The organism is Sorangium sp. So ce145 (assembly GCF_051525985.1).
Classification (GTDB): domain Bacteria; phylum Myxococcota_A; class Polyangia; order Polyangiales; family Polyangiaceae; genus Sorangium; species Sorangium cellulosum_B.
On record NZ_CP150315.1, the window covers coordinates 7,332,864 to 7,353,568 of the forward strand.

Annotated in this window: 14 protein-coding genes; 10 read left to right on the forward strand and 4 right to left on the reverse strand. The window is 73.2% G+C overall.

The genetic code is table 11. From position 1 onward, the window contains the following. Window positions 1–587 precede the first annotated feature (587 nt). The 4 genes from WMF34_RS26920 (at window position 588) to WMF34_RS26935 (ending at window position 6,082) form a co-directional block, all read left to right on the forward strand. The gene (locus WMF34_RS26920) at window positions 588–2,057 is read left to right on the forward strand and encodes a sigma factor-like helix-turn-helix DNA-binding protein (protein ID WP_157906922.1); all 1,470 of its coding nucleotides are present in this window, start codon (window positions 588–590) and stop codon (window positions 2,055–2,057) included. 50 nt (window positions 2,058–2,107) lie between these two features. After that, window positions 2,108–3,193: a hypothetical protein gene (locus tag WMF34_RS26925; RefSeq protein ID WP_437989563.1), complete on the forward strand. Its 1,086-nt coding sequence runs from the start codon at window positions 2,108–2,110 to the stop codon at window positions 3,191–3,193. A 148-nt stretch (window positions 3,194–3,341) separates the two neighbouring features. Beyond that, window positions 3,342–4,484, forward strand: a complete 1,143-nt coding sequence (locus WMF34_RS26930; RefSeq protein ID WP_437989564.1) for a hypothetical protein — start codon at window positions 3,342–3,344, stop codon at window positions 4,482–4,484. A gap of 368 nt (window positions 4,485–4,852) precedes the next feature. Next, on the forward strand, window positions 4,853–6,082 hold the full coding sequence (locus WMF34_RS26935; protein ID WP_437989565.1) for an SGNH/GDSL hydrolase family protein: 1,230 nt from the start codon (window positions 4,853–4,855) through the stop codon (window positions 6,080–6,082). 213 nt (window positions 6,083–6,295) lie between these two features. Here WMF34_RS26935 and WMF34_RS26940 read toward each other — a convergent pair whose 3' ends face one another. Continuing rightward, window positions 6,296–6,751 (reverse strand): GFA family protein, encoded by a 456-nt coding sequence (locus WMF34_RS26940; protein ID WP_437989566.1) that lies wholly within the window; start codon window positions 6,749–6,751, stop codon window positions 6,296–6,298. Window positions 6,752–6,886: 135 nt separating this feature from the next. On the opposite strand from WMF34_RS26940, the gene WMF34_RS26945 reads away from it, so the two are divergent. After that, window positions 6,887–7,861: a helix-turn-helix transcriptional regulator gene (locus tag WMF34_RS26945; RefSeq protein ID WP_437989567.1), complete on the forward strand. Its 975-nt coding sequence runs from the start codon at window positions 6,887–6,889 to the stop codon at window positions 7,859–7,861. Window positions 7,862–7,874: 13 nt separating this feature from the next. Here the strand turns inward: WMF34_RS26945 and WMF34_RS26950 are convergent, their stop codons facing one another. After that, on the reverse strand, window positions 7,875–8,459 hold the full coding sequence (locus tag WMF34_RS26950; RefSeq protein WP_437989568.1) for a hypothetical protein: 585 nt from the start codon (window positions 8,457–8,459) through the stop codon (window positions 7,875–7,877). A 179-nt stretch (window positions 8,460–8,638) separates the two neighbouring features. After that, window positions 8,639–12,064, reverse strand: a complete 3,426-nt coding sequence (locus WMF34_RS26955) for a protein kinase domain-containing protein (protein ID WP_437989569.1) — start codon at window positions 12,062–12,064, stop codon at window positions 8,639–8,641. A gap of 542 nt (window positions 12,065–12,606) precedes the next feature. Between WMF34_RS26955 and WMF34_RS26960 the strand changes: the two genes are divergently transcribed. From WMF34_RS26960 to WMF34_RS26970, 3 genes are read left to right on the forward strand one after another with little or no spacing between them, the layout of a single operon-like run. Next, a complete protein-coding gene (locus WMF34_RS26960) occupies window positions 12,607–12,921 on the forward strand; it encodes a hypothetical protein (protein WP_012237857.1) in 315 nt (104 codons plus the stop codon). After that, window positions 12,918–14,315: a hypothetical protein gene (locus WMF34_RS26965; RefSeq protein WP_437989570.1), complete on the forward strand. Its 1,398-nt coding sequence runs from the start codon at window positions 12,918–12,920 to the stop codon at window positions 14,313–14,315. Before WMF34_RS26960 ends, WMF34_RS26965 begins: the two co-directional genes overlap by 4 nt. Beyond that, window positions 14,312–16,567, forward strand: a complete 2,256-nt coding sequence (locus tag WMF34_RS26970; protein ID WP_012237859.1) for a hypothetical protein — start codon at window positions 14,312–14,314, stop codon at window positions 16,565–16,567. Before WMF34_RS26965 ends, WMF34_RS26970 begins: the two co-directional genes overlap by 4 nt. Window positions 16,568–16,607: 40 nt before the next feature. Here WMF34_RS26970 and WMF34_RS26975 read toward each other — a convergent pair whose 3' ends face one another. Then, window positions 16,608–18,002, reverse strand: coding sequence for an RNA polymerase sigma factor (locus WMF34_RS26975; protein ID WP_437989571.1), 1,395 nt, complete (start codon window positions 18,000–18,002; stop codon window positions 16,608–16,610). Between the two features lie 325 nt (window positions 18,003–18,327). Between WMF34_RS26975 and WMF34_RS26980 the strand changes: the two genes are divergently transcribed. Together WMF34_RS26980 and WMF34_RS26985 are read left to right on the forward strand one after the other, a co-directional pair. Beyond that, the gene (locus tag WMF34_RS26980) at window positions 18,328–18,840 is read left to right on the forward strand and encodes a hotdog fold domain-containing protein (protein WP_157906925.1); all 513 of its coding nucleotides are present in this window, start codon (window positions 18,328–18,330) and stop codon (window positions 18,838–18,840) included. A gap of 333 nt (window positions 18,841–19,173) precedes the next feature. Then, the gene (locus tag WMF34_RS26985; RefSeq protein ID WP_157906926.1) at window positions 19,174–20,664 is read left to right on the forward strand and encodes a VWA domain-containing protein; all 1,491 of its coding nucleotides are present in this window, start codon (window positions 19,174–19,176) and stop codon (window positions 20,662–20,664) included. Window positions 20,665–20,705: the final 41 nt, after the last annotated feature.

Consider the following 20,705-nt stretch of genomic DNA (forward strand, 5'->3'; position numbering starts at 1 on the left):
TTTGCGCCGTTAATTTACTGATAGTTCTGAATGGCTCACGACGCGCGAAATCCAGATTGAAGCGTCGGGATCGAGCTCGACCGCACCAACCGCGAGATCGCTCTCCGCCGCTGCAGGGCGGCGGCCCCATTGAAGCGGTTGGATGACGACCACGGGGGGCGCGCTGCATGGCCCTCTCCGCCGCTGAGAGGCGGCCCCGCGGAAGAATGGTCGCCGGCCTCGTCGACGCTCGACTCGTCGCCCCCTCTGCGCCGCGTCTCCGCACGGCGCAGATGGCACCCAACACGAAGCGTCGCCCTTCCTGCCATGGTCGAGCCCGCCGGCCATGACGTCCGAGGAGGTCACCCCGACCCGCTGCGCACCCGCGCCGCCCAGCGCCCCGCACCGTTCCGACCTTCTGCCGCCATCGGCCACGCTCCCGCCCCCACCCCTCGGTACCAGCCCCGTCGATTCCGTGACGATCCCAAGAATTCCCCGCAATTCTAAGCATGAGCCTTCTCTCTCCCCTCCCGCCTCCTCCCGAGGACCTCGTCCAGCACAGCACCTGGACGTCCATGCACGCGACCGCCGTTCACGTCCTCCCGGGGATGCTCCGCTACCTCGGCGTCGCCGAGGACGACATCGACGACCTGTCCCAGGAGGTCCTCCTCGGCGCCTACACGAGCCTCCGCCGGTACAACCCTGTCTATCCCGCCGCGGCGCGCGGCGCTGCCGCACCGTCGCCGGCCGCCTCACCGCCTCTCCAGGACTTCGCGTCCGCCGTGCCAGCTGCCGCCGCGGACACCGCCCAGGAGCAGCAGGGGCAGGACGACCCCGCGTCGCTCCCTCCGCCGGCGCCGCGCGATCCTCCTCGGCCATCGCGCCCGCACGGCCTCGGTCCGCGCTGGCGAGCCGAGTCCAGCTGGCTCTTCGGGATCGCCTGGCGAAAGGTCCGGCGCCACCTGGAGCGCACCTACCGGCGCCTCGAGGTGCCAGTGGGCCTCGCGGATGAGGCGTATTTCGAGGGCGCCGACGTCGCGCCGAGCAGCGAGCAGCGCATCGCCACGAACCAGCGAATCGCGATCGCTACCCGCCTGCTGGCGACGATCGCGCCCGAACGGCGCGCCATCCTGATCATGGCCGATGGGGTCGAGATCCCGGTGCGCGAGATCGCGCGCGCCCTCGAGCTCAACGAGAACACCGCTTCAAGTCGGCTGCGCCTCGCGCGCGAAGACTTCCGCGCCGCCGTGAAGCGCCTGCGCCCCGAGGAGCAGCGCGCGCTCCGGTCCGGCCTGCTCATGGTCCCGCTCTTCTCCCTCGCCTCCTCGCGCTCCGCCGTCGCGTCGCCGGCCGTCCACTCCGGCGCATCCGCCGCCGTCGAGACGAACGCGCCCGCGACCCGTCCCGAGCTGCCGAGCGATCTCAGACCCCAGGACCTCGCAGATCGACCCGGGCGCGCCGCTCGCCTCGCACGCCCGCTCGCCGGATTCATCCGCTCGGCGCTGGCGTGGGCGACGGCAGGCGTCGGCGGCGCCGTGCTGTTCGCCGCGCTCGCGCCAGCGCCCGCCCTCTGGGCCCACCGCCTGGGCCCGATCGCGACACCGCTCCTCCTCTCGCGTGCCGCCCACCCCGATGCGCGACCGGAGACCGGTCCCGGTGGACGGCCGCGGTCCGATGCTCCGCGATCCGACGCGCCGCGATCCGACGCGCCGCGATCCGACGCGCCGCGATCCGATGCGCCGCGATCCGACGCGATCTCGGACAACAAAGCTCCACCCCCTCATGCGCCCGCGCCCGCGCCTGCAAGTGCCTTCCGCCAGCGCAAGCCCGCCGCGCCGGAGCAGCGCGCTCCCTCCGACCAGGATCGAGAGCCGCTCGCCGACGAGCTGCAGCTGCTCGACGCCGCCAGGCAGGCGCTGTTGCAAGGCGACAGGGCGACCGCGCTGGAGCGCATCGCCGCCCATGAGCGACGGTTCCCCGAAGGGCAGCTCAAGCTGATGCGCGAGCGCCTGCGAACGAAGGCGGCGGCGGCGCAGGCGACGCCGGCCGGCGGCGCGGCGGGGCGGAAGCTTCCGTGACCGCGCGGACGAGGCGCGTGCGCCGGACATCGCACGGCGAGAGCGCGAGCATGAAGCGGGCGGCCCGCGCGGCGCTCGCCTCGATGGCCGCGGGCGCGATCTCCGTCGCTGGCATCACACCGGTCCAGGCCGAGCCCACGCCCACGCCGCTCCAGGTGCGGCTCGAGTTCATCCGCGGGCCAGGCGCCGAGGATTGCCCGGACGAGCCGTTCCTGCGCGCGGAGTCGGCCAGGGCGATGGGCGGGGTCGACCCCTATGATGCGGAGGCCCCGTTCACGATGACGGCGTCCATCGAGCGCCGGCACGGCAAGCTCGCCGCATCGCTGTTCCTCCGCGATGGCGACGGGCACGGACGCTGGGCCGACGGGTTCAGCGCGCGCGACGACTGCAAGGTGCTCGTCACCGCCATGGCCGTGTCGATCGCCTTGCTGCTCGACGACGCCGCCGAGCTCCCCGCACCACCGGCGGCGCCAGCGAGGCCCGCCGAGCAGACGATGCCGCCCGAAGAGCCCTGCTCGCCGGAGCGGCCCTGCCCGCCGAAGCCGGCCCCTGCGCCGCCATCACCGCCGCGCACGGCGTCCCCCGTGCGCGCGCCGCTCCGGAGCAGCGCAGTACTGCGAGCGCCGGCGGAACGCTTCCGCTGGGTGGCCGGCCTCGGCGCGGTGGCAGGCCTCGGGTTGACGCCCGGCATTGCTGCTGGGCCGGCGCTGTCCGCCGGGGCACGCTGGCCGGCGTGGTCCGTAGTGCTGGAGGTCCGCGGGCTCGCCGCGCTGTCAGGAAACGTCGACGCCGTCGCCATGTCGGTCTCCACCCTCACGACGAATGTCGTCTTCTGTCTGGACCGCCGGAGCTTGTTCGCGTGCGGCCTCGCCGAGCTCGGCGTACGCCATGCGGTCGCCGCTGTTCCGTTCAACACGACATCACGGCTGAATCTCCGCGCCGGATTCGGTGCTCGGGCGGGTATCGAGTGGCCTCTCTCAGATAATTTATCAGCCCGAGCACACGCGGATGTCGTTCATCCTGTGGCCGCCGGCGCCATCCTTCGCCAACCAGGCGATCCTGAGCCCGAGCGCCCTGTCTGGAGCGCTCCTGCTGTCGCCGTGGCAATCGGCGTCGGTCTACAGGCGAGCTTCTGAGAGCGATTCGACAGTGAGCGCGGCAGAACGCTCCGACAAATTGGAACGGAAAGAGAAATTCCTCTCGCTTCAGGGAATGGTGTTCATGAGAATCGTCGTACGTCATTGGCCTTGTGCTGAAGAATGGCGTTCAAGTAAGGTTTCAGCCATGCGCACGGCACGATTCGTCCTTCCAGGGCTGCTGCTCATCGCTGGCTGCGAGGTAGAGCCCACCATCATCACGGGCCCCTGCACACCCCAAGAGAAGGCGCTGGGTTATTGCTCGGGGGCCGCCACCGGTGGCGGCGGCGGTGAGGGCGGTGAGGGCGGTGCCGACGGCCAGGGCGCCGCCGGAGGCCAAGGCGGCGCCGGCGGCCAGGGCGGCGCCGGCGGCGACATGCACAGCTCGCTGTGCTCCGGCCAGTGCACCCCGCCTGCACCGCTCGGCTGGTTCGGCCCGGCGCTGCTCTGGTTCGGCCCGCCCGAAGCTGTCCCCGACTGCCCCGCCGATGCGCCCACGCTCGGCTACGAAGGCTTCGCCGATCTCCAGCAGCCGCCGATCAACTGCGCGACCTGCGCGTGCGATCCGCCCGAGGCCTCGTGCACGCTCCCCACCGGCTGGGCCGCATCCTCGTCCGCCTCGTGCCCCGGCGACGAACCGGGCACCGTGATGACCTCCTTCGCCGCACCCGACGGCTGGGACGGCGCGTGCACCGCAGCGAACCCGATCCCCGAAGATCAGCGCTGCGACGGCGAGCCCTGCGTGCAGTCGCTCACGATCGCGGCGCCCTCGGTCACGACCGGCGCGTGCACGCCGCGCATCGATGCGCCGCCGCCTGTCCCCAGGCTCGATCCGTGGGCGACACGGGCCAGGGCGTGCCTCGCCGGCGCGTACACCGCATGCGAGGACGCGACGACGTGCGTGCCAGCGGCACCGTCGGGCTTCGTGACCTGCGTCTACCACGAGGGCGACGACGCCAGCTGTCCGGAGGGGTACGCCGCCAGGCACGTCTTCTTCGAGGACGTGATCGACGGCCGCGAGTGCACCGCCTGCGGCTGCGGCGATCCTACCGGCGCCTCATGCACCCTCATGGCGTCCGTGTTCCGCGACGCCGCCTGCACGGACCTGCTCGCGTCGAGCCTCGTCAGCTCCAGCGTCCCGTTCTGCGTCGTGACGCCGCCCGGCGTCGGCCTGGGGAGCAAGTCGGCCGTGATCGCGGATGTCGAGCCGGGCGCGTGCGCTCCGCACGGTGGTGAGCCCGTGGGCGAGCTCCAGGCGAGCGCGCCATCCACCTTCTGCTGCACGGCCTGAGCGGGGCGTTCCCGGAAATCTGAAGCGCGAAGCATCGTCGAGCAGGGCGTGGATTCGCACGGTGACCCTGCGCCCGGCCAGATGGTCGGCGGGAGCGCTGACGGCTGCGAAGTGTGTGACTACTGGAGCCATGGATCGGGAATACATACGATGGACGCCGTGAGGTCGTGAGGATTGAGACTTTGTGAGCGTTCTCCGCGCTCCACGGCTCCAAGCGAACAACCGGGATAGGACCGATGGATAATTCACCGAGAAATAACGCAGTCACCTCGAAGCGCCGCGACGCCCGGCGCTCCTCGTCCGCACGGCTCGATCCGAAGCACGGTCGCGCGCGGCGAGCTTCCCTCCTCGCCGCGGCGATCGCGCTGATGACGGGTGTGCTGGCGCGCCCCGCGCTGGCCGCGGACAAGGCGCCCGAGGGGCGATGGGTCTCCGCGTGGCACAGCAGCCCGACGCCCGGCGGCACCTTCAACTCGCAGGATTGTCCCTCGGACGTCGGCCTCGCCGACCAGACGGTCCGGAACATCGTCCGCGTGAGCGCCGGCGGGAGCTCGGCGCGCGTGCGCATCTCCAACGCCGGCGGCAGCGAGCCGCTCAAGGTGGGCTCGGCGTCGGTCGCGCTCTCGGCCGGTGGAGCCGCCACGGTCGCGGGGAGCTCCCTGCCGCTGCGCTTCGCAGGCCAGACATCGATCGTCATCGCCGCGGGCGGCGAGGCGGTGAGCGACCCCGTGGCGCTGAAGGTCCAGCCGCTGCAGACGCTGGCGGTGAACGTCTACCTTCCGGGCAAGACCGGGCCGATCACGCAACACTACTTTGCGGCGCAGGACAACTTCCTCGCCTCGGGCAACCAGACAGGGAACGGCGCCGACAAGCAGTTCACACGGAAGATCTCGTGCTGGATGGCCGTGTCGGGCGTCGACGTCAAGGCCTCGCCGGACGTCGTCGGCACCCTGATCACGCTCGGCGACTCGATCACCGATGGATACCTGTCGACAAAGAACGACAACCATCGCTACCCCGATTACCTCGCGCAGCGCCTCGCCAGCCGGAAGGGGCCGACCCTCGCCGTGGCGAACGCCGGGATCATCGGGAACGAGCTGCTCACCGTCCGTCCCCAGCTCCAGTTCGGGTATCCGGTCCCTGCCCGCCTCGCGCGCGACGTGCTGACCCAGCCCGGCGCCCGCGCGATCATCCTGCTCGCGGGCATCAATGACATCGGCGATCGCTCCGCCAAGGCCGCGGATCTGATCCCGGCGATCCAGCAGATCATCCAGTCTGCCCGCGCCGCCGGGCTCAAGATCTACGGCGGCACCCTGGTGCCGTTCGCCGGCTCGAACGGCACCTACAAGGGCGATTATGGAACCGCCAAGGGGGAGCAGGAGCGGCAGAAGCTGAACACGTGGATCCGCACGAGCGGCGCCTTCGACGGGGTGATCGACTTCGACAAGGCCCTGCGCGACCCGGCCGATCCGAGCCGCCTGCTCCCGGCCTACGACGCGGACAAGCTGCACCCGAACGACGCCGGGTACCAGGCGATGGCGAACGCGGTGGACCTGGACGCGATCATCGGCGCCGTCGTCAAGGGAGCATCTCCGTAAACCTCGAGCTCCCGGCGCCGCCGGCCCGGGGCGCCAGGACACCGATCACGTTGATCGAGCGAGAAATGAACCGCCAAGGACGCCAAGGACGCCAAGAGAATCATAAAAATCTTGGCGTCTTATGGCGCCTTGGCGGTTCAAATTCCTGCTCTTTTCTGGGGTTTCAACCCGTTTGTCGCTCCAGGCAAGCGCCCGCCAGCGGCGCGCTCCGGCTCAAGCCCTCGTGGCGGCCGAGAACGGATCCACGTACGTCGTGGCGCCGATCTGCGCCCAGGTATCGTGACGCCCGTCGAGGTACGTCACCGGGACCCCGGTGAGGTCCGCGTCGTCGAGGCAATTCAGGTTCACGGAGCAGAACTCTCCGCCGAGCTCCGGGATGTTCCCGTGCCCAAAGACGCGGATACCGCACGTCTTGCAGAACCGGGCATGGCCGGCCTCGTGCCGCGAGTAGTCGCCGAGGACCTCCTCGCCGGCGATCAGGCGGAAGGCGCTCGGCTTCACGATGATGCCCCACCACCTCGTCTTCGTGCAGATCGTGCAGTTGCACTGCGTCGTCCCGGCGCTCGGGTCGAAGTCGGCCTCGAAGCGGACGGCGTGGCAAGCGCAGCTGCCCTTGTAGGTCCGGATGCCGGCGGTGGTCGTTGTGTGCTCGGAAGCGGCGTTGCTCATGGGCGGTGGCTCCAGGGATGGGGGGCGGGGGCCGTGGGGCTCGTCGAGACGCGCCTTCGGGCGCCTCGCCCGCGGGATGAGAGGAAGCTAGACTGGATTGCGGACAGATTCGGTCCGCAAGGAGACAGGCGGCACATGGTCCAGACGTCCGCGCGGCTGCTGAAGCTCTTGTCGCTGCTGCAATCCCGGCGCTTCTGGACGGGCGGCGAGCTGGCCCGCGAGCTCGCGATCACCGAGCGCAGCGTCCGGCGCGACGTGGACAGGCTCCGGAGCCTCGGGTACCCCGTCCACGCGGCCACCGGCATCGGCGGCGGATACCAGCTCGGCGCCGGGAAGGAGCTGCCGCCGCTGCCGCTCGAGGACGACGAGGCCGTCGCCGTCGCCGTGGGGCTGCGCGCGGCGGCGACCGGGCCCGTGAGGGGGCTGGAGGAAGCGTCGGTCCGCGCGCTCGGGAAGCTCGAGCAGGTGCTCCCCAAGCGGCTCCGGCGCAAGGTGACCGCGCTGGGCGCCGTGAGCGTGCAGCTGGGCGACGGCAGCCCCACCGTCGACGCGGACGCGCTCGCCGTCATGGCGAACGCGTGCCGCGACGCCGAGGTCTTGCGCTTCGACTACAGAAGCCACAGCGGCGCAGCGAGCACGCGCGCCGTCGAGCCGTACCGGCTCGTGCACACGAGCCGCCGCTGGTACCTGCTCGCGTACGATCTCCAGCGAGACGCCTGGCGGACGTTCCGCGTCGATCGCATCCAGGGCAGGCCGAAGGCCGCGGGCCGCTTCAAGCCCCGCCCGCTGCCCGCGGAGGACGTGGCCGCCTACGTGTCGAAGTCGGTCTCCACGGACGCCTACCCGATCCGCGCGCGCGTGACCGTGCACGCCCCCGCGCAGGCCGTCTCGGAGCGGCTCTCGGGCGTGGCGGGGCGCATCGAGGCGCTTTCGCCGGACCGCTGCGTGGTCCACACCGGCGGCGGGAGCCTCGACGCGCTCGCCTTCCACCTCGGGTTCATGGGGTTCGAGTTCGAGGTGCACGAGCCCGAGGAGCTCATCGACCAGCTCCGCCGCCTGGCCGAGCGCCTCGGCCGGGCCGCGGGGCGGAGCGGGGCGGCGGGAGCGTGAGCAGGTCGCTACGTCAGGTCCAGTTGCAGAACTCGAGCGAATCCGGGTCCGATGTGACCTGCACTTCCACTTCAGAGCAGTCGACAGGCTCGTAGGAGTCGAACCCCTCGCCAGGCGGCGCCGTGACGCACTTGCCGCAGCCGAAGCCGGCCGGGAAGCTCCCGGACCAGTCGAACCCCTGGCCGGAGTCGTCACGCCAGACGATGACGTGCCGCGAGCTCACCCCGAGGAGCGCTGTATCGAGCACGTCGGCGTCGATCTCGCCCCCGGGCATCTGGGTGCCCGGCGCGAGGAGCAGGACGAAGCCCATGCCGACACCGTTGCTGTTGAGCGCCTCGCGCGGCGGCGCCGACCCGAAGCCGACGGTGAACGTCGCGCCGGAGAGGCTCCCCTCGCCGAAGTTGAAGCCGTAGTCGGGGCTGGACGAGCTCACTATCCAGACGACGGCCACCACGGCGCCCTCGGGAGCCGTCTCCCCCGTGATCGGTCCGGTGACCGTGAATCCCCCCGCCCCGCCGCCCTCTCCCGTGCTGCCGCCGCCGCCCTCTCCCGTGCTGCCGCCCGGGCCTTCCTGCGCGTCATCGGAGCATGCGGGCAAGGCCAACATCATCCCCATCCACCCTGCGAACACCCATCGTGCGCTCTTCATATCCACCATCGAGCACGGCGCGCTCGATAACGGAAGCGAACCGCACTGTTTCCAGGGCGCGAAATCCTGCTCGATCCGCCCCGTTCACTCCTGCTGAAGACCTGTTCCCTCACGCGACGCGAACGGGCTCACTCCGAGAGCGCCGCCGCGATCGTCGCGTCGAGCCCGGCGCCCCGGCCCTCGAGGAAGCGCGCATCGTCGACCGCCTCCCCCAGCGCCGCGCGCGCGGCCTCGACGCACGCCTCGAGCGCCGGCCGCTCGATGGGCGGCACCGGCGTGCCGATGGCCTCGCGGAGCGCCGCGGCGCCGCCCAGCAGGCGCGCGCCGCGCTCCGCCTTCCCCGCCCGCACCGCCGCGCGCGCCAGCGCCTCCAGCACGCTCGCGGAGCGCCAGAGATCGCCGAGCTCCCGGTGCAGCCGCAGGCTCGCCCGCAGGCGCCGCTCCGCGAGGGCGAGATCGCCGCGCTCGATGGCGATGAGGCCCAGGATGTTGCTCGTCCAGGCGATCCCCTCCTTGAATTTGACCTGCCGCGACAGGCCCTCGCTCTCCTCGCAGAGGCGGGCCGCCTCGCCGAGCTCCCCGCGGTAAAACGCCGCGCAGCCGAGGTAGAGCAGCGCGGTCGCGGTCCCCTCGCGATCGCCCGCGCGGCGGAGCTCCGGCAGGGCGAGGCGGCACGCGCCCTCCGCGCGCGCGGTGTCGCCCGAGAGCCACGCCGCGAAGCCCGAGTAGCCGAGCGCGCGCGCCGCCTCGAGCGTGTCGCCGCGGCGCGTGGCCAGCGCGAGGCTCTCGCCGTGCAGCGAGAGCGCGCGCTCGTAGTCGCCCTGCTCGCGGGCGACGCTGCCGAGGATCTGGATCACCGAGGCGAGCCCGCCCTCGTCCCCGAGCTCGCGGTAGAGCGTCGCGCCCCGCTCGAGCAGCGCGCGCGCCTCGCGGTAGTCGCACTGGAGGAGCGCGAGCCTCCCCGCGCCCCGGAGCGCCGACGCCACGTGCTCGGGCGCGACGCCCCCGGCGCCCGCGAGCGCCCGGCCGAGCCACGCGCGGCCCTCCTGGTAGTGCCCGTGGATGTACCAGAACCGCGAGAGCGCCGCGGCGAGGCGCACCGCGGCGCCCGCGTCGGCGCCCGCGAGCGCGAGCTCCAGGGCGAGGCGGAGGTTGTCGTGCTCGAGATCGAGCGCCGCGAGCCACGCGGCCTGCTCGGGCCCGCAGAGCGCCTCGGCGGCGCGATCGGCGAGCTCCAGCGACAGCTCGACGAAGCGCCGGTTGCACGCCTCGGCGGCGCCCTCCTCCACGAGCCGATCGAGTCCGTACTCGCGGAGGATCGTGAGCATCTGGAACCGCGGCTCCTCGCCCGCGACCTGGAGCACGAGGCTCTTGTCGATCAGCGACTCGAGGATCCCGAGCGTGTCGAGCGCCGGATCGCGGAAGGCGCACATCTGGTCCGCCATGGCCAGGGAGAAGCCGCCCGCGAACACGGCGAGCGTGCGGAAGGCGAGCTGCTCCTCCGGATCGAGGAGGCCGTAGCTCCAGTCGATGGCGGCGCGCATGGTCTGCTGGCGCTCGGGCAGATCGCGCGCGCCGCCCGTGAGCAGGCGGAACGAGCCCGCGGGCGCGGAGGCGCGCCCGGCGGCGCCGCGGTCGCCGAAGCGCGAGAGCAGCGCCGCGGGGGAGAGGACCCGGAGGCGCGACGCGGCGAGCTCGATCGCGAGCGGCAGGCCGTCGAGGCGCGCGCAGATCTCCACGATCTCCGCGGCGTTGTCGGGGCCGAGCTGGAAGCCAGGCTTGATCGCGGCCGCCCGGCGGCAGAACAGGCTCACCGCGGAGCTCGCCAGCGCGGCGTCCACCGTGACGTCGCGCGGCTCCGGCACCTCCAGCGGCGGCACGACGTAGCGCCGCTCGCCCGAGAGGTTCAGGGCGGCGCGGCTCGTCACGAGGAGCGAGAGGTGCGGGCAGCTCGCGGCGAGGTGCGCGATCGCCGGCGCCGCGGCCGTCAGGTGCTCGAGGTTGTCGAGCAGGAGCAGCAGGCGGCGGTCGCGGAGGAACTGGACCACGCGCTCGAGATCCGGCCGAGCGCCGCCCTCGCCGAGGCAGAGCGCCTGCGCGATCGCCGAGGGCACCAGCGCCGCCTCGCGCAGCGACGCGAGGGGCACGAAGCAGACGCCGCCGGGGAACGCGGGGACGAGCTCCTCGGCAACCTGGAGCGCGAGCCGGGTCTTGCCGGTGCCGCCGACGCCGGTGAGCGTGAGCAGGCCGGCCTCGGGGTCGAGCAGGAGCGCGGCGATCTCGGCGCGCTCGCGGGCGCGGCCGACGAACGGCGTGCGCTGGACCGGCAGGTTGTGGCGCGGCCGCTCGGCCTCCGGCGAGCCGAGCAAGCCGAGCGGCGGCGTGCTGTGAGAGCCGGGCGGCGGCGGCGAGGTGCCGAGCGGCGGCGCGCCGTAGGAGCCGAGCGGCAGCGAGGTGCCGGGCGGCAAGGTGCCGTGGGGGCCGGGCGGCGGAGCGCCGTGGGGGCCGAGCGGCGGCAAGAAGCGGTCCGAGTCGCGGTGCGCGCCGCCGGGAAGCTCCTGGGGCGGGGCCTCGACGGTGCCCGCCAGCTCGATGGTGTCGGTGCTGAGCATGTCCGCGGGCACGCCGCCCCCGGGCGACGCCGGCCCGCCGGCGCCGGGCGGCTCGGCGGCCGCCGAGGAGCCCTCGAGCGCTGCGCGCAGCGCGAGGCTCTGCTGGCGGACCGAAGGGAAACGCCCGGCCGGGTCGCGGTCGCACGACCGCAAGAACCACGCGTCGAACGCGGGCGGGAGCCACCGCCAGCGCGTCGACGGCGGGTAGAGCCGCATCACGAGGAGCGCCGCCATCAGCTCGGCCATGCTGTTCGCGGTCCAGTAGATGTCGCCGGTCAGGAGGCGGACGGCGATGAGGCCGATCGCCCACACGTCCGCCGCGGGGCCGATCTGGTCCGAGCGCCCGCGCGCCTGCTCGGGGGCCATGTAGATGGGCGTGCCGATCGCCGTGCCCGTGGCGGTGATCCCGCCCGACGCGCCGAGCGCGCCCGGGTCGACCGCCTTGACCAGGCCGAGATCGAGGATCTTCACGCGCTCCCGCCCGTCGTCGCCGATCGCGAGGAAGAGGTTCGCGGGCTTGAGATCGCGGTGGGAGAGGCCCCGCGCGTGGGCGAGCTCGAGGGTCTCGGCGACCTCGCCGAGCCAGCGCTGCACCTCGCCGGGCGAGCGCCTGCCCTGGGTGGTGACGAGCTGCTCGAGGTCGTGGCCCCGGAGCAGCTCCATCACCAGGAAAGGGGCATCGTCGAGCTCGCGGGCGAAGCCGGCGTCGAGCATGCGCACGAACCCGGGCGCGTCGAGGAGCCGCATGGCCCGGATCTCGCGCTCGAACCGGGAGGCCGCCGCCGTGCCGGCCGCGTGCGTCCGGAGCAGGACCTTCACCGCGACATGGCCGCCTCCGTCGAGGTCGTCGGCCATGTACACAACACCCGCGCCGCCGCGGCCGATCTCGCTCAGGAGACGGTAGCGGCCACCAAGGACGAGCGGGCAATCCGGAGAGAGCATGAGGCGGCCGCGACCGGGACGAGCTCGGGAGGGGCCACGGCGGCGGCAGCTTACCACAGGGGGCGCCGACGCCCCGCCCTCGGCGGCCTCCGCTCCGCGTCGATGTGCCGGGGCGATGCTCCCCGCGCAACGCTTCCGCGCGACGCGTCCGCGGGGCGGATCCGCGCGAGCGAGAGGGCATGTCCATGACATCGAACAACGCGATCGCGCTGGTGGTCGGTGCCACCGGACAGGCGATGTCCACCTGCGCGCCGCGCGCAGGTCCCTCCTCGAAAACGATCGTCGAGCGAGGCCTCCCCTCGCCGCGGCGGGCCCGGTCACGGCGGCTCCAGCGCCGAGAGCGCAGGACCACCTCGGCCCCGCGTGCCCGCGCCGAGCGAAGCGCTCCCTCGCGTTGCGGGAAGCGGGTATGCTCGGCGCCGCGTTGGAGGGATGGCGCCGAGCACCAGCGAGAGCCCGCGCTCCGGCGCGACCCGCGGCCACGGAGCCGGCGCTCCGCGTCCCGGAACGCCGCCCCCCGCTGCTCGCCAGGAGAGAGCTCCATGACCAGCACCGTTGACAAGAGCGACGTGTTCCTCATCCCGATGCCCGGCAAGCGCGTGGCGCGCATCCCGGTCGCGGTCCTCGAGCGTTACCTCGACGAGGCCACGCGCGTCGTGCACGACCCCGCCGAGCCGGAGAGCGACGTGACCGCCCACGGGATGTCCGTCGACCCGGCGACGGGCGCGAGCGTCTGGCACACCGAGTGGGAGCTCGGCCCTTGCGACTACACCGACGAGAGCGGGTTCCCGCAGAGCGCCTACGCCTGGCACCGCCACCCGCTCGGGACCGAGTACACCGAGATCTACCAGAAGTGAGCGCGCCCCGGCCGGCCGTGCCCCGCTCCTGCACTCGCACGCCTCGCGCGCCCCACGCGCCCCGCGCGAAAGCTCGCCCGCGCCGCCCGCGCCTACCGAGCGCGCCGCTCCTCGCGGCGGCCGCCGGCGCGCTCCTCCTCGCCTCGCTCGCCTCGGCCTGCATCGAGCGCGGCTATCCCCTCGCCGGGAGCGGGCAGGTCGAGCTCCGCGCCGACGTCGCCGGGCCGCTGTTCGCCGCCGACACGCTCGACGAGGCGGGCAAGCCGGTGCTGCCCCGCCAGAGCCCCTGGCGGACCGCGGTCTCGCTCAAGCTGACCGAGGCGAACGAGCCGGCGTACGGCGGCTACGTCGAGGTCCGCGCCGTCCCGAGCGAGGCGCTCGCGCTGCACCCCGTGGAGCGCGACCAGGAAGACGGAGCCTCGTGCGGCGTGAAGGACGGCGCGTTCCGCTGCACCGCCGGAACCCAGGGCTACGCCCGCTTCACGGCCGCCTCGGAGGGCGACTGGTCCGGCGAGGCGCGGCTCGTCGTCTCGTGGGCCGACCGCACCGAGGAGCTCCCGATCACGATCCTCCCCGCGGGCTTGCCGGAGGACGCCACCAACTTCGCGCTCATCGCCGGGGGCCTCGGCGACAGCGACCGCGTGCTCGCGACCTACGTCCCCCTCATGTGCACGATCGGCCCCCTGCCGGACGATCTCGGCGCCACCTGGCGGCCGGGCGCGATCCGGGCGCGCGAGGCGCGCGTCCGCGCGTCGCCTCCCCTGAACGCGCCGGGCGTCGTCGAGCACGCGCCCGTGATCATCGAGTCGCTGCACAGCGAGGCCGCCCTCTCGCTCACCGCCGATTGCCTCGAGCGGACCTCGCGCCTGCGCGTGCTGCTCGGCGCGACCGGGGAGAGCCCGCCCTTCATCCTGTGCTTCAGCGACCTCGGCGGCGAGGTGAAGATCGCCGTGAGCTCCGGGCAGAAGGCGCTCGACCCGATCCCCTCGCTCACCGTCGACCCCGAGCCGCGCCTGCTCCGCGTGCGCGCCCTCCGGAGCGTCGTCGCCGCGGGGACGCCCGGCGATCTCTTCGAGGTGAGCGCCTACAACGCCGAGCGCGTGCGCATCGCCGTCCCCGTCGACCTCACCGTCGGCGACGACCAGGTGATCGCGCTCGGCGGGGCGTCGGTGACCCTGCGCGGCGAGGACAGCGAGGCGACGATCATCCAGGGCGTCGCTGTCGCGCCGGGGACGACGACGCTCCGAGTGACGCCCCGCCTGCTCGCGAGCCCCGAGTGCTCGTCCGAGCCCGTCACCGTCACGCCGGAGCCAAAGCCGGAACCGGAAGAGGACGCCGAAACGGAGACTGAGCCGGAGCCCGAGCCGGGCGCCGGAGGGGGAGGCTCGCCGTGAGCGCACGCAGATCCGCCATGTTCCTGTCGGCCGTGGCGCTCGCGCTCGCGATCGCCGCGCCCGCCACCGCGCCGGCGCAGGACGATCCCGAGACGGACACCGGGGAGACCGAAGAGGAGGATACGCCGGAGCCGGCCACCACCCTGAGGCGCCCGACCGACGCGGGGCCGATGGCCGTCCCCGCCGACTTCGGCGGCAGCCTGCAGGTCGTGCGCGCGCCGGCGGGCACGGCCAGCGCCGCGTCGTCGGCCGGCGGGCCGGAGATCTTCCCGGACGCGCGCCGCGTCTGGATGAGCGTCCGCGACACCGATCCGGTCCCGATCGAGGCCGCGCGCCGCGGCGGCCGCTGGCTGTGCAGCGGCGGCGGCTGCGCCGCGCAGACCGGCGATCCCGGGCAGAGCCCGATCGGCGACCAGATGCTGCGCTCGATCAAGCTCCAGACCCCGACGCTGCCCCTGCCGCTCACGGTGTGGGGGCGGCTCACCGAGGACGGCCAGCGCCTGCTCGACTTCGACCCGGTGCTGCTCGGCCGCCGCTCGTACCGGCACGTCTGCTCCTACCGCCCGGTCGCCGACGCCCCGCGCTCTCCCGTGGGCGCGCCGGCCGCGCCGTCGCCGCTGTCCCCCGATCGCGTGGACGTCTGCCGCGACGGCCGGCCCGAGCCGCCGCCGGCCGACGCGGGCGAGCTCACGCTGGGCATGCAGTGGCCGAAGCAGTCGGAGATGGCCGATTTCCACTACCTCGCCATCGTCGACAGCTGCGGCAACGCCCGGGTGCAGCCGTTCCAGCGCACGTTCACCGTGCCGGTCCTCGAGGTCGCCTCGGGCGGCTGCGGGCGCCCCGATGGCAAGGTCCTCCGCGTCTTCCCGGGCGGCGGCTGGCTCCGGGTCACCGCCTTCAACCTCCACGCGCCCGCGGCGGCCAACGTCGTCAACGCGACGTACCGGGTCACCATCCCGCCGCTCGAGAACCTCGTCGAGTCGAACCCCGCGCGGCTCCTCTTCCCCGATCCGCTCGCCGACGACCTGAAGGTCGACTGCGGCCCCACGCCGATCGCGCCCCGCACCGATGCCGGGAGCCTCCCGCCGCCCGGGAGCGCCCGCCCGCCCGGGCCAAGGGCGCCGTCCCCTGCCCCGCCGGGAGGCCGGGGACCTGCCCGCGCGGATGGGCAGCTCCAGGGCGGCGCAGGCGCCGGCCGGCGGCCCTCGACGGCGGCGCAGGCCGGTCCGACGGCGCAGCCCGGCGCGGCGGTGCAGGCCCAGCCGCCGGCGCAGGCCCAGCCGCCGGCCGGGTTGCCGCCTCCTCGCCGGGCGCCCGACGTCGATCCATCACGCCCCGGACCGCAGCCGCTCGCGCACGGCGCGGTCGTCATCTCGCCGGCGCCGCTCCGGCTGGGCAACTGCCGGATCCGGCTGACGGGCCAGGCCAAGCACCGGCTCGTGGCGCCGCTCGCGCTCCATGTCTCGCTGACGCGCACCGATCAGATGCGGAGCGGCACGCCGATCGAGCTCCTCCAGAACGGCACGTGGATCGTCACGCCGAGCAGCGCGGAGTTCCCGCTCCCGCCGCTCGCCGAGGACTTCGACGGGGACGCGCGGCTCCGGCTGGCCGTCTACAGCGATCCGCTGAGCCCGCAGGGCAAGGTGGTGCTCGTCTCCGACGCGGGCCGCGTCGCGAGCTCGCTGCGCTCGAACGAGCCCGGCGAGCCGGAGCGCGCCCGGCGCCTCGTGGGCTCGGTGGCGATCCACTCGGTCCCGCTGTGCGGCGAGGACAACTTCCAGACGCTCGAGGCCGCGGGGACCTGCTTCCGCGCGTACCTCACCGTCCCGGCGATGCTGGCCACGCTGCAGGTCACCCGCGCGCCGTGGGTGGAGAAGCCCCTCGTCACGCGGAGCGTGCTCAGCGCCGTCGGCGTCGCGCTCGCGATCGACCGCTACGACCCGGTGGAGCGCCGGGCCTTCCCGATCGCGGCGCAGCTCGGCGGCTTCGTGCAGACGCTCGGCGAGGGGCGGGTCGGCCTCCTCGGCTACGTCGGCGTCGCGCCGACGATCCCCATCCTCGGCTCGGGCGGCAACACCACGTCGTTCGGCTTCCTGGCGGGGCTCGGGCTGGAGTACATCACCAACGAGGCCGGGCCCGACGAGGGGCTCAAGCCCGCCGCGTTCGTGTCCGCGGTCGTGCAGGTGGGCCAGGCCGCCCCGCAGGTCTCCACGAGCGGCCGGGCGAGCTTCGGCACCTACGCCGGCGACTGAGCCGCCGCGGCGCGGGGCGCGCGGAGGCCCGGTCGCCCGCTCACCGGGGGTTCAGGATCGTGTCCAGCTCCTCGATCGCCTGCCGCTGGATCGCTGTATCGAGCCGCACCTCCTCGAGCAGGGCGCGCGCCTCCGGGTAACGCCTCGCGATCACGAACGCCCGGATCCAGAGCACCTTGCGCTCCGACGCGAAGAGGGTGTTCGGCATCTCGCGCTCGTAGCGCTGGAGCGCCGCGATCGCCCGGTCCGGATCGCGCGCCTGCAGCGCCTTGGTGACCGCATCGAACAGGGCGATGTCGTGATTGCTGCCGGGCCCGTCGATCTCGATCTCGAGCTTCTCGATCGTCTCGGCGGCGACCGGCGCCGGCGCGCGCTCCCCCCGGTCGCGCGGCGGCACGCGCGCGCGCCGCTGGGCCGGGGGGCTCCGCCGCGGCGCCTCGACGGACGCCGGAGCCGCCGGCGGCGCAACGGGCGGCGCCGGCGGCTCGGCGGGCCGGCGCGGCGGCATGGCGGCGACGAGCGCGGGCACGACGTGCCTCGCCTCCTGCGGAGGCGGCGGCTCCGGGGCGTGGAGCGCGAGCCAGGCCGCGCCCGTGGCCGCCGCCGCCGTGGCCGCGACGGGCGCGGCCACGCCCAGGGCCGGCAGCTGGACGAGCTTCGCGAGGCCCTTGAGCCACGTCGCGGCGTCGCTCAGCGCCTGACCGACGCCCCCGGCGGCGTTCCCGGCGCTGCCCGCCTTGAGCGCCCCCACCGCCTCCTGCACGCCGCGGAGGATCGAGGCCCGGACGTCGTCGGGCACGCGCGGCGAGATCCGCGCGGTGGCGAGGAGCGCCGCCAGATCCAGGGGCAGCACGAGGCGAAAGCCCTCCCTCTTCCGGTCCTCGCGCCGGCGCTTCACGAGGATGTCGTGGAACAGGCGCATGGCGCGCGCGCGCCACTTGTACGCGGTGGACAGCGGGATGCCGCGCTGCTGCGCGAGATCCGCCATCGGGGTGCTGTGGAGATCGTGCCCGACCAGGATCCAGTGCGCGTCGGCGTCGAGCTGCTGCATGAGCTCCAGCACGACGAGCCGCTCCTGATCCGAGATCAGCAGCTCTTCCGAGGTCTTGGAGGGGTCGACGAGGGGAGGGAGCTCATCGTCGGGCACGAGCTCTTCGTAGCGGTGCTGGGCCCGCTGCAGGTAGTGCGAGGCCGTGTGGACCGTGATCCTGTTCAGCCAGCGCTCGGGCCGGGAGATCTCGGGGTTGTATTTGTTGAAGCTGAGGTAGGCCGCGAACAGCACCTCCTGCGCGAGGTCCTTGCGATCGCGCAGCGGGACCCCCAGGCCCGTCAGCCAGCGCCCTACGAGCGCGGAGGTTTGCTCGCGAAAGAGAAGCTCGAAAGCGCGCTCTTTCTCGGGTGGGCCACCTTGGCCCGGACGTCGAGGTCTTGTCATACACAAGTCCAGTTCCGGGCACGGACGGGGGATTGCCGCCCGAAGCAGGCCACGCGCGACGGACGGGGGATCCGGGCGGCTGCTCACGGGCGTCCGGAGGCCGAAAATGCCGCAGAATGCTCGCGAGAACGGGGGCGCCAGGGCGCTCCGGATCCATCCGATTATCGAATAACACTACGAAGTACAATTCATGCCGAGAATGAATCGTGCTGCGCCGAGGTTGCGGCGCGAGGAGGCGCCGGGACGCACCGGCTCGCCGGGGATTCCGGGTGCACCCGCGCGCGACTCGAGGCAGGCTGCCGCCCCCGCCCCGCGGATCCAGCGCATGAAGCTCACCGACTTCTCTCTCGCATCGATCGCGGCGAGCTCGCGCCGCAACACCATCCGCGACGTCTGGGACAAGCTGAGCGTCCTGCCGGGGGGCAAGCGCCTGTTCAGCCGGCTCATCGGCGCGATGGCCCCGTACACGGGGACGATCCGCGCCGAGGTCGAGGTCCTCGAGCGCGGCCGCGCGGAGGTGTCGATGCGCGACCGGCCGGGGCTGCGCAACCACCTCCGCTCGGTGCACGCCGTCGCGCTCGTCAACCTCGCCGAGCTCACCGGCAACACGGCGCTGTCCTACGCGCTGCCCGATGACGCCCGGTTCATCGTCGCGGGCCTCTCGATCGAGTACGTGAAGAAGGCCCGCGGGACGATCCGCGCCGTCTGCGAGTGCCCTCTCCCGGAGACCAGCGAGCGCAGGGAGTACGATATCCCGGTGAGCCTGCGCGACGCGACGGGGGCCGAGGTCGCCCGCGCCGTCCTCCGCAGCCTCGTCGGTCCGAAGAAGCACCCCTGAGCTCGGCGCCGCGCCGCCCTACGGAGCCCCCCGGCGCTCCCGACCCCTGCATTCCGGCGAAGCGCGACGCGCCGGAGCCCCCTGTACTCCAAAGCACGCTGCGCTCCGGCGGAGCCCTAAGCTCCGGAGCAGGCGTGTGCTCCAAAGCACCTTGTGGACCGGAGCAATCCTGTGCTTCGGAGCAATCCTGTGCCCGCAAGCACACGGGGAGCTCAGCTGTCGCCTGCCCTCCCCTGAAGCGTCTCACCCCGTCCCACACCGGGCCAGGGCGCGGACAGAGGGTTCGAGTCAACACGCTCGACAAAGCGCTTCCAGGGTGTTTCGATTCTTCTCATGAGGAACCGGTCAGCGATGGTGGCGCTCGCCGCGACGGGGATCAGCGTGATCTTCGCGGCGTGCGGGGGGGCCGATGGCTCGTCGGTCTCCGCCGGCGGAGCCGGCGGAGCGGGCGCCGGGGCCAGCTCGGGGACAGGCCCGGGGAATGGCTCGGGGAATGGCTCGGGAACAGGCGGAGCAACGAGCACCGGCTATGGCACCGACGGGCCTGGAGAGATCACCACCGGGCCCAGCAGCGGCGCCGGCGAGGGCGCCGGCGGCGAGGCGTCGTGCGCCGGGGAGACGAAAACGGCGGAGCTCGTGCCGCTCGACCTCTACATCATGCTCGACTCGTCGGGGTCGATGAGAGACCGGCTCGCGACGGGCGGCACCAAGTGGACCGCCGTGACCGACGCGCTCGAGGCCTTCTTCACCGACCCCAAGTCGGAGGGGCTCGGCGTCGGGCTCCAGTACTTCCCTCTGCTGAACGCCGGCCAGCCCATGAGCTGCAGGACCAACGAGGAGTGCGGCGTCAGCGGGCCGTGCGCGCTCCGGGCCTGTCAGAGCTCGTTCGACGCCCGCACGGGCATCCAGATCTGCGTCGCCGACGCGGACTGCCCGGACGGCGACCCGTGCATCGACATCGGCGTATGCTCCCAGAACAGCAACGTCGTCTGCGGCGACATCGGCGAGCGCTGTCCCAACCGCGCGGGCACGTGCAACAGGGTGTCCCGGAGCACCTGCGCTCACCCGTACTCGTGCGTCACCGAGGACTACGCGACGCCCGCCGTCTCGATCGCGCCGCTCGACGCCGCCTGGGCCGACGAGCTCATCGGGTCGATCGACCGGACGTTCCCCGACGGAGGCACGCCCACCGCCGGCGCCCTTTCCGGCGCGATCGCCCAGGCCCGGGCCCACGCCCAGGCGAACCCGACCCACAGGGTCGTCACCGTGCTCGCCACCGACGGGATGCCCACCGAGTGCAATCCCACGTCCGCCGACGGCATCGCGGAGATCGCGGCCGAGGGGCTGGGCGGCTCGCCGAGCATCTCGACCTTCGTCATCGGCGTCTTCGGCAGGGACGACGACGGCGCCCAGGCCACGATGAACCGCATCGCCGAGGGCGGCGGGACGAAATCGGCCTACTTCATCGACACGAGCTCCGACGTGACGCAGGCGTTCCTCGACGCGCTCAGCGAGATCCGCGGGACGAGCCTCGCGTGCGAGTACCAGGTCCCGGCGCCGTCCGCCGGGCAGACGCTCGATTACGGCACGCTCAACGTCCAGCACACGCCGCCGGAGGGCGCCGACCCGTCGACCATCTTCTACGTGGCCAGCGAGGCGCGCTGCGACGCGACCGCCGGCGGCTGGTACTACGACGTCGACCCCGCGACCGGCGGCACGCCGACCAAGATCGTGATGTGCCCCGCGACCTGCACCCACTTCCAGGCGGGCGGGCAGGTCCAGCTCCAGGTCGGCTGCAAGACCGAGATCCCGCCGATCAACTGAGGTCTTCCCGCCACCTCACCGGCGCCACGCGCCCCCCATGG

Excerpts from the sequence above, each read along its gene's own strand:
- WMF34_RS26920 (WP_157906922.1), top strand. The coding sequence starts at position 588 with ATGCTCCGCTACCTCGGCGTCGCCGAGGACGACATCGACGACCTGTCC.
- WMF34_RS26925 (WP_437989563.1), top strand. The coding sequence starts at position 2,108 with ATGAAGCGGGCGGCCCGCGCGGCGCTCGCCTCGATGGCCGCGGGCGCG.
- WMF34_RS26930 (WP_437989564.1), top strand. The coding sequence starts at position 3,342 with ATGCGCACGGCACGATTCGTCCTTCCAGGGCTGCTGCTCATCGCTGGC.
- WMF34_RS26935 (WP_437989565.1), top strand. The coding sequence starts at position 4,853 with ATGACGGGTGTGCTGGCGCGCCCCGCGCTGGCCGCGGACAAGGCGCCC.
- WMF34_RS26940 (WP_437989566.1), bottom strand. The coding sequence starts at position 6,751 with ATGAGCAACGCCGCTTCCGAGCACACAACGACCACCGCCGGCATCCGG.
- WMF34_RS26945 (WP_437989567.1), top strand. The coding sequence starts at position 6,887 with ATGGTCCAGACGTCCGCGCGGCTGCTGAAGCTCTTGTCGCTGCTGCAA.
- WMF34_RS26955 (WP_437989569.1), bottom strand. The coding sequence starts at position 12,064 with ATGCTCTCTCCGGATTGCCCGCTCGTCCTTGGTGGCCGCTACCGTCTC.
- WMF34_RS26960 (WP_012237857.1), top strand. The coding sequence starts at position 12,607 with ATGACCAGCACCGTTGACAAGAGCGACGTGTTCCTCATCCCGATGCCC.
- WMF34_RS26975 (WP_437989571.1), bottom strand. The coding sequence starts at position 18,002 with ATGACAAGACCTCGACGTCCGGGCCAAGGTGGCCCACCCGAGAAAGAG.
- WMF34_RS26980 (WP_157906925.1), top strand. The coding sequence starts at position 18,328 with ATGAAGCTCACCGACTTCTCTCTCGCATCGATCGCGGCGAGCTCGCGC.
- WMF34_RS26985 (WP_157906926.1), top strand. The coding sequence starts at position 19,174 with ATGAGGAACCGGTCAGCGATGGTGGCGCTCGCCGCGACGGGGATCAGC.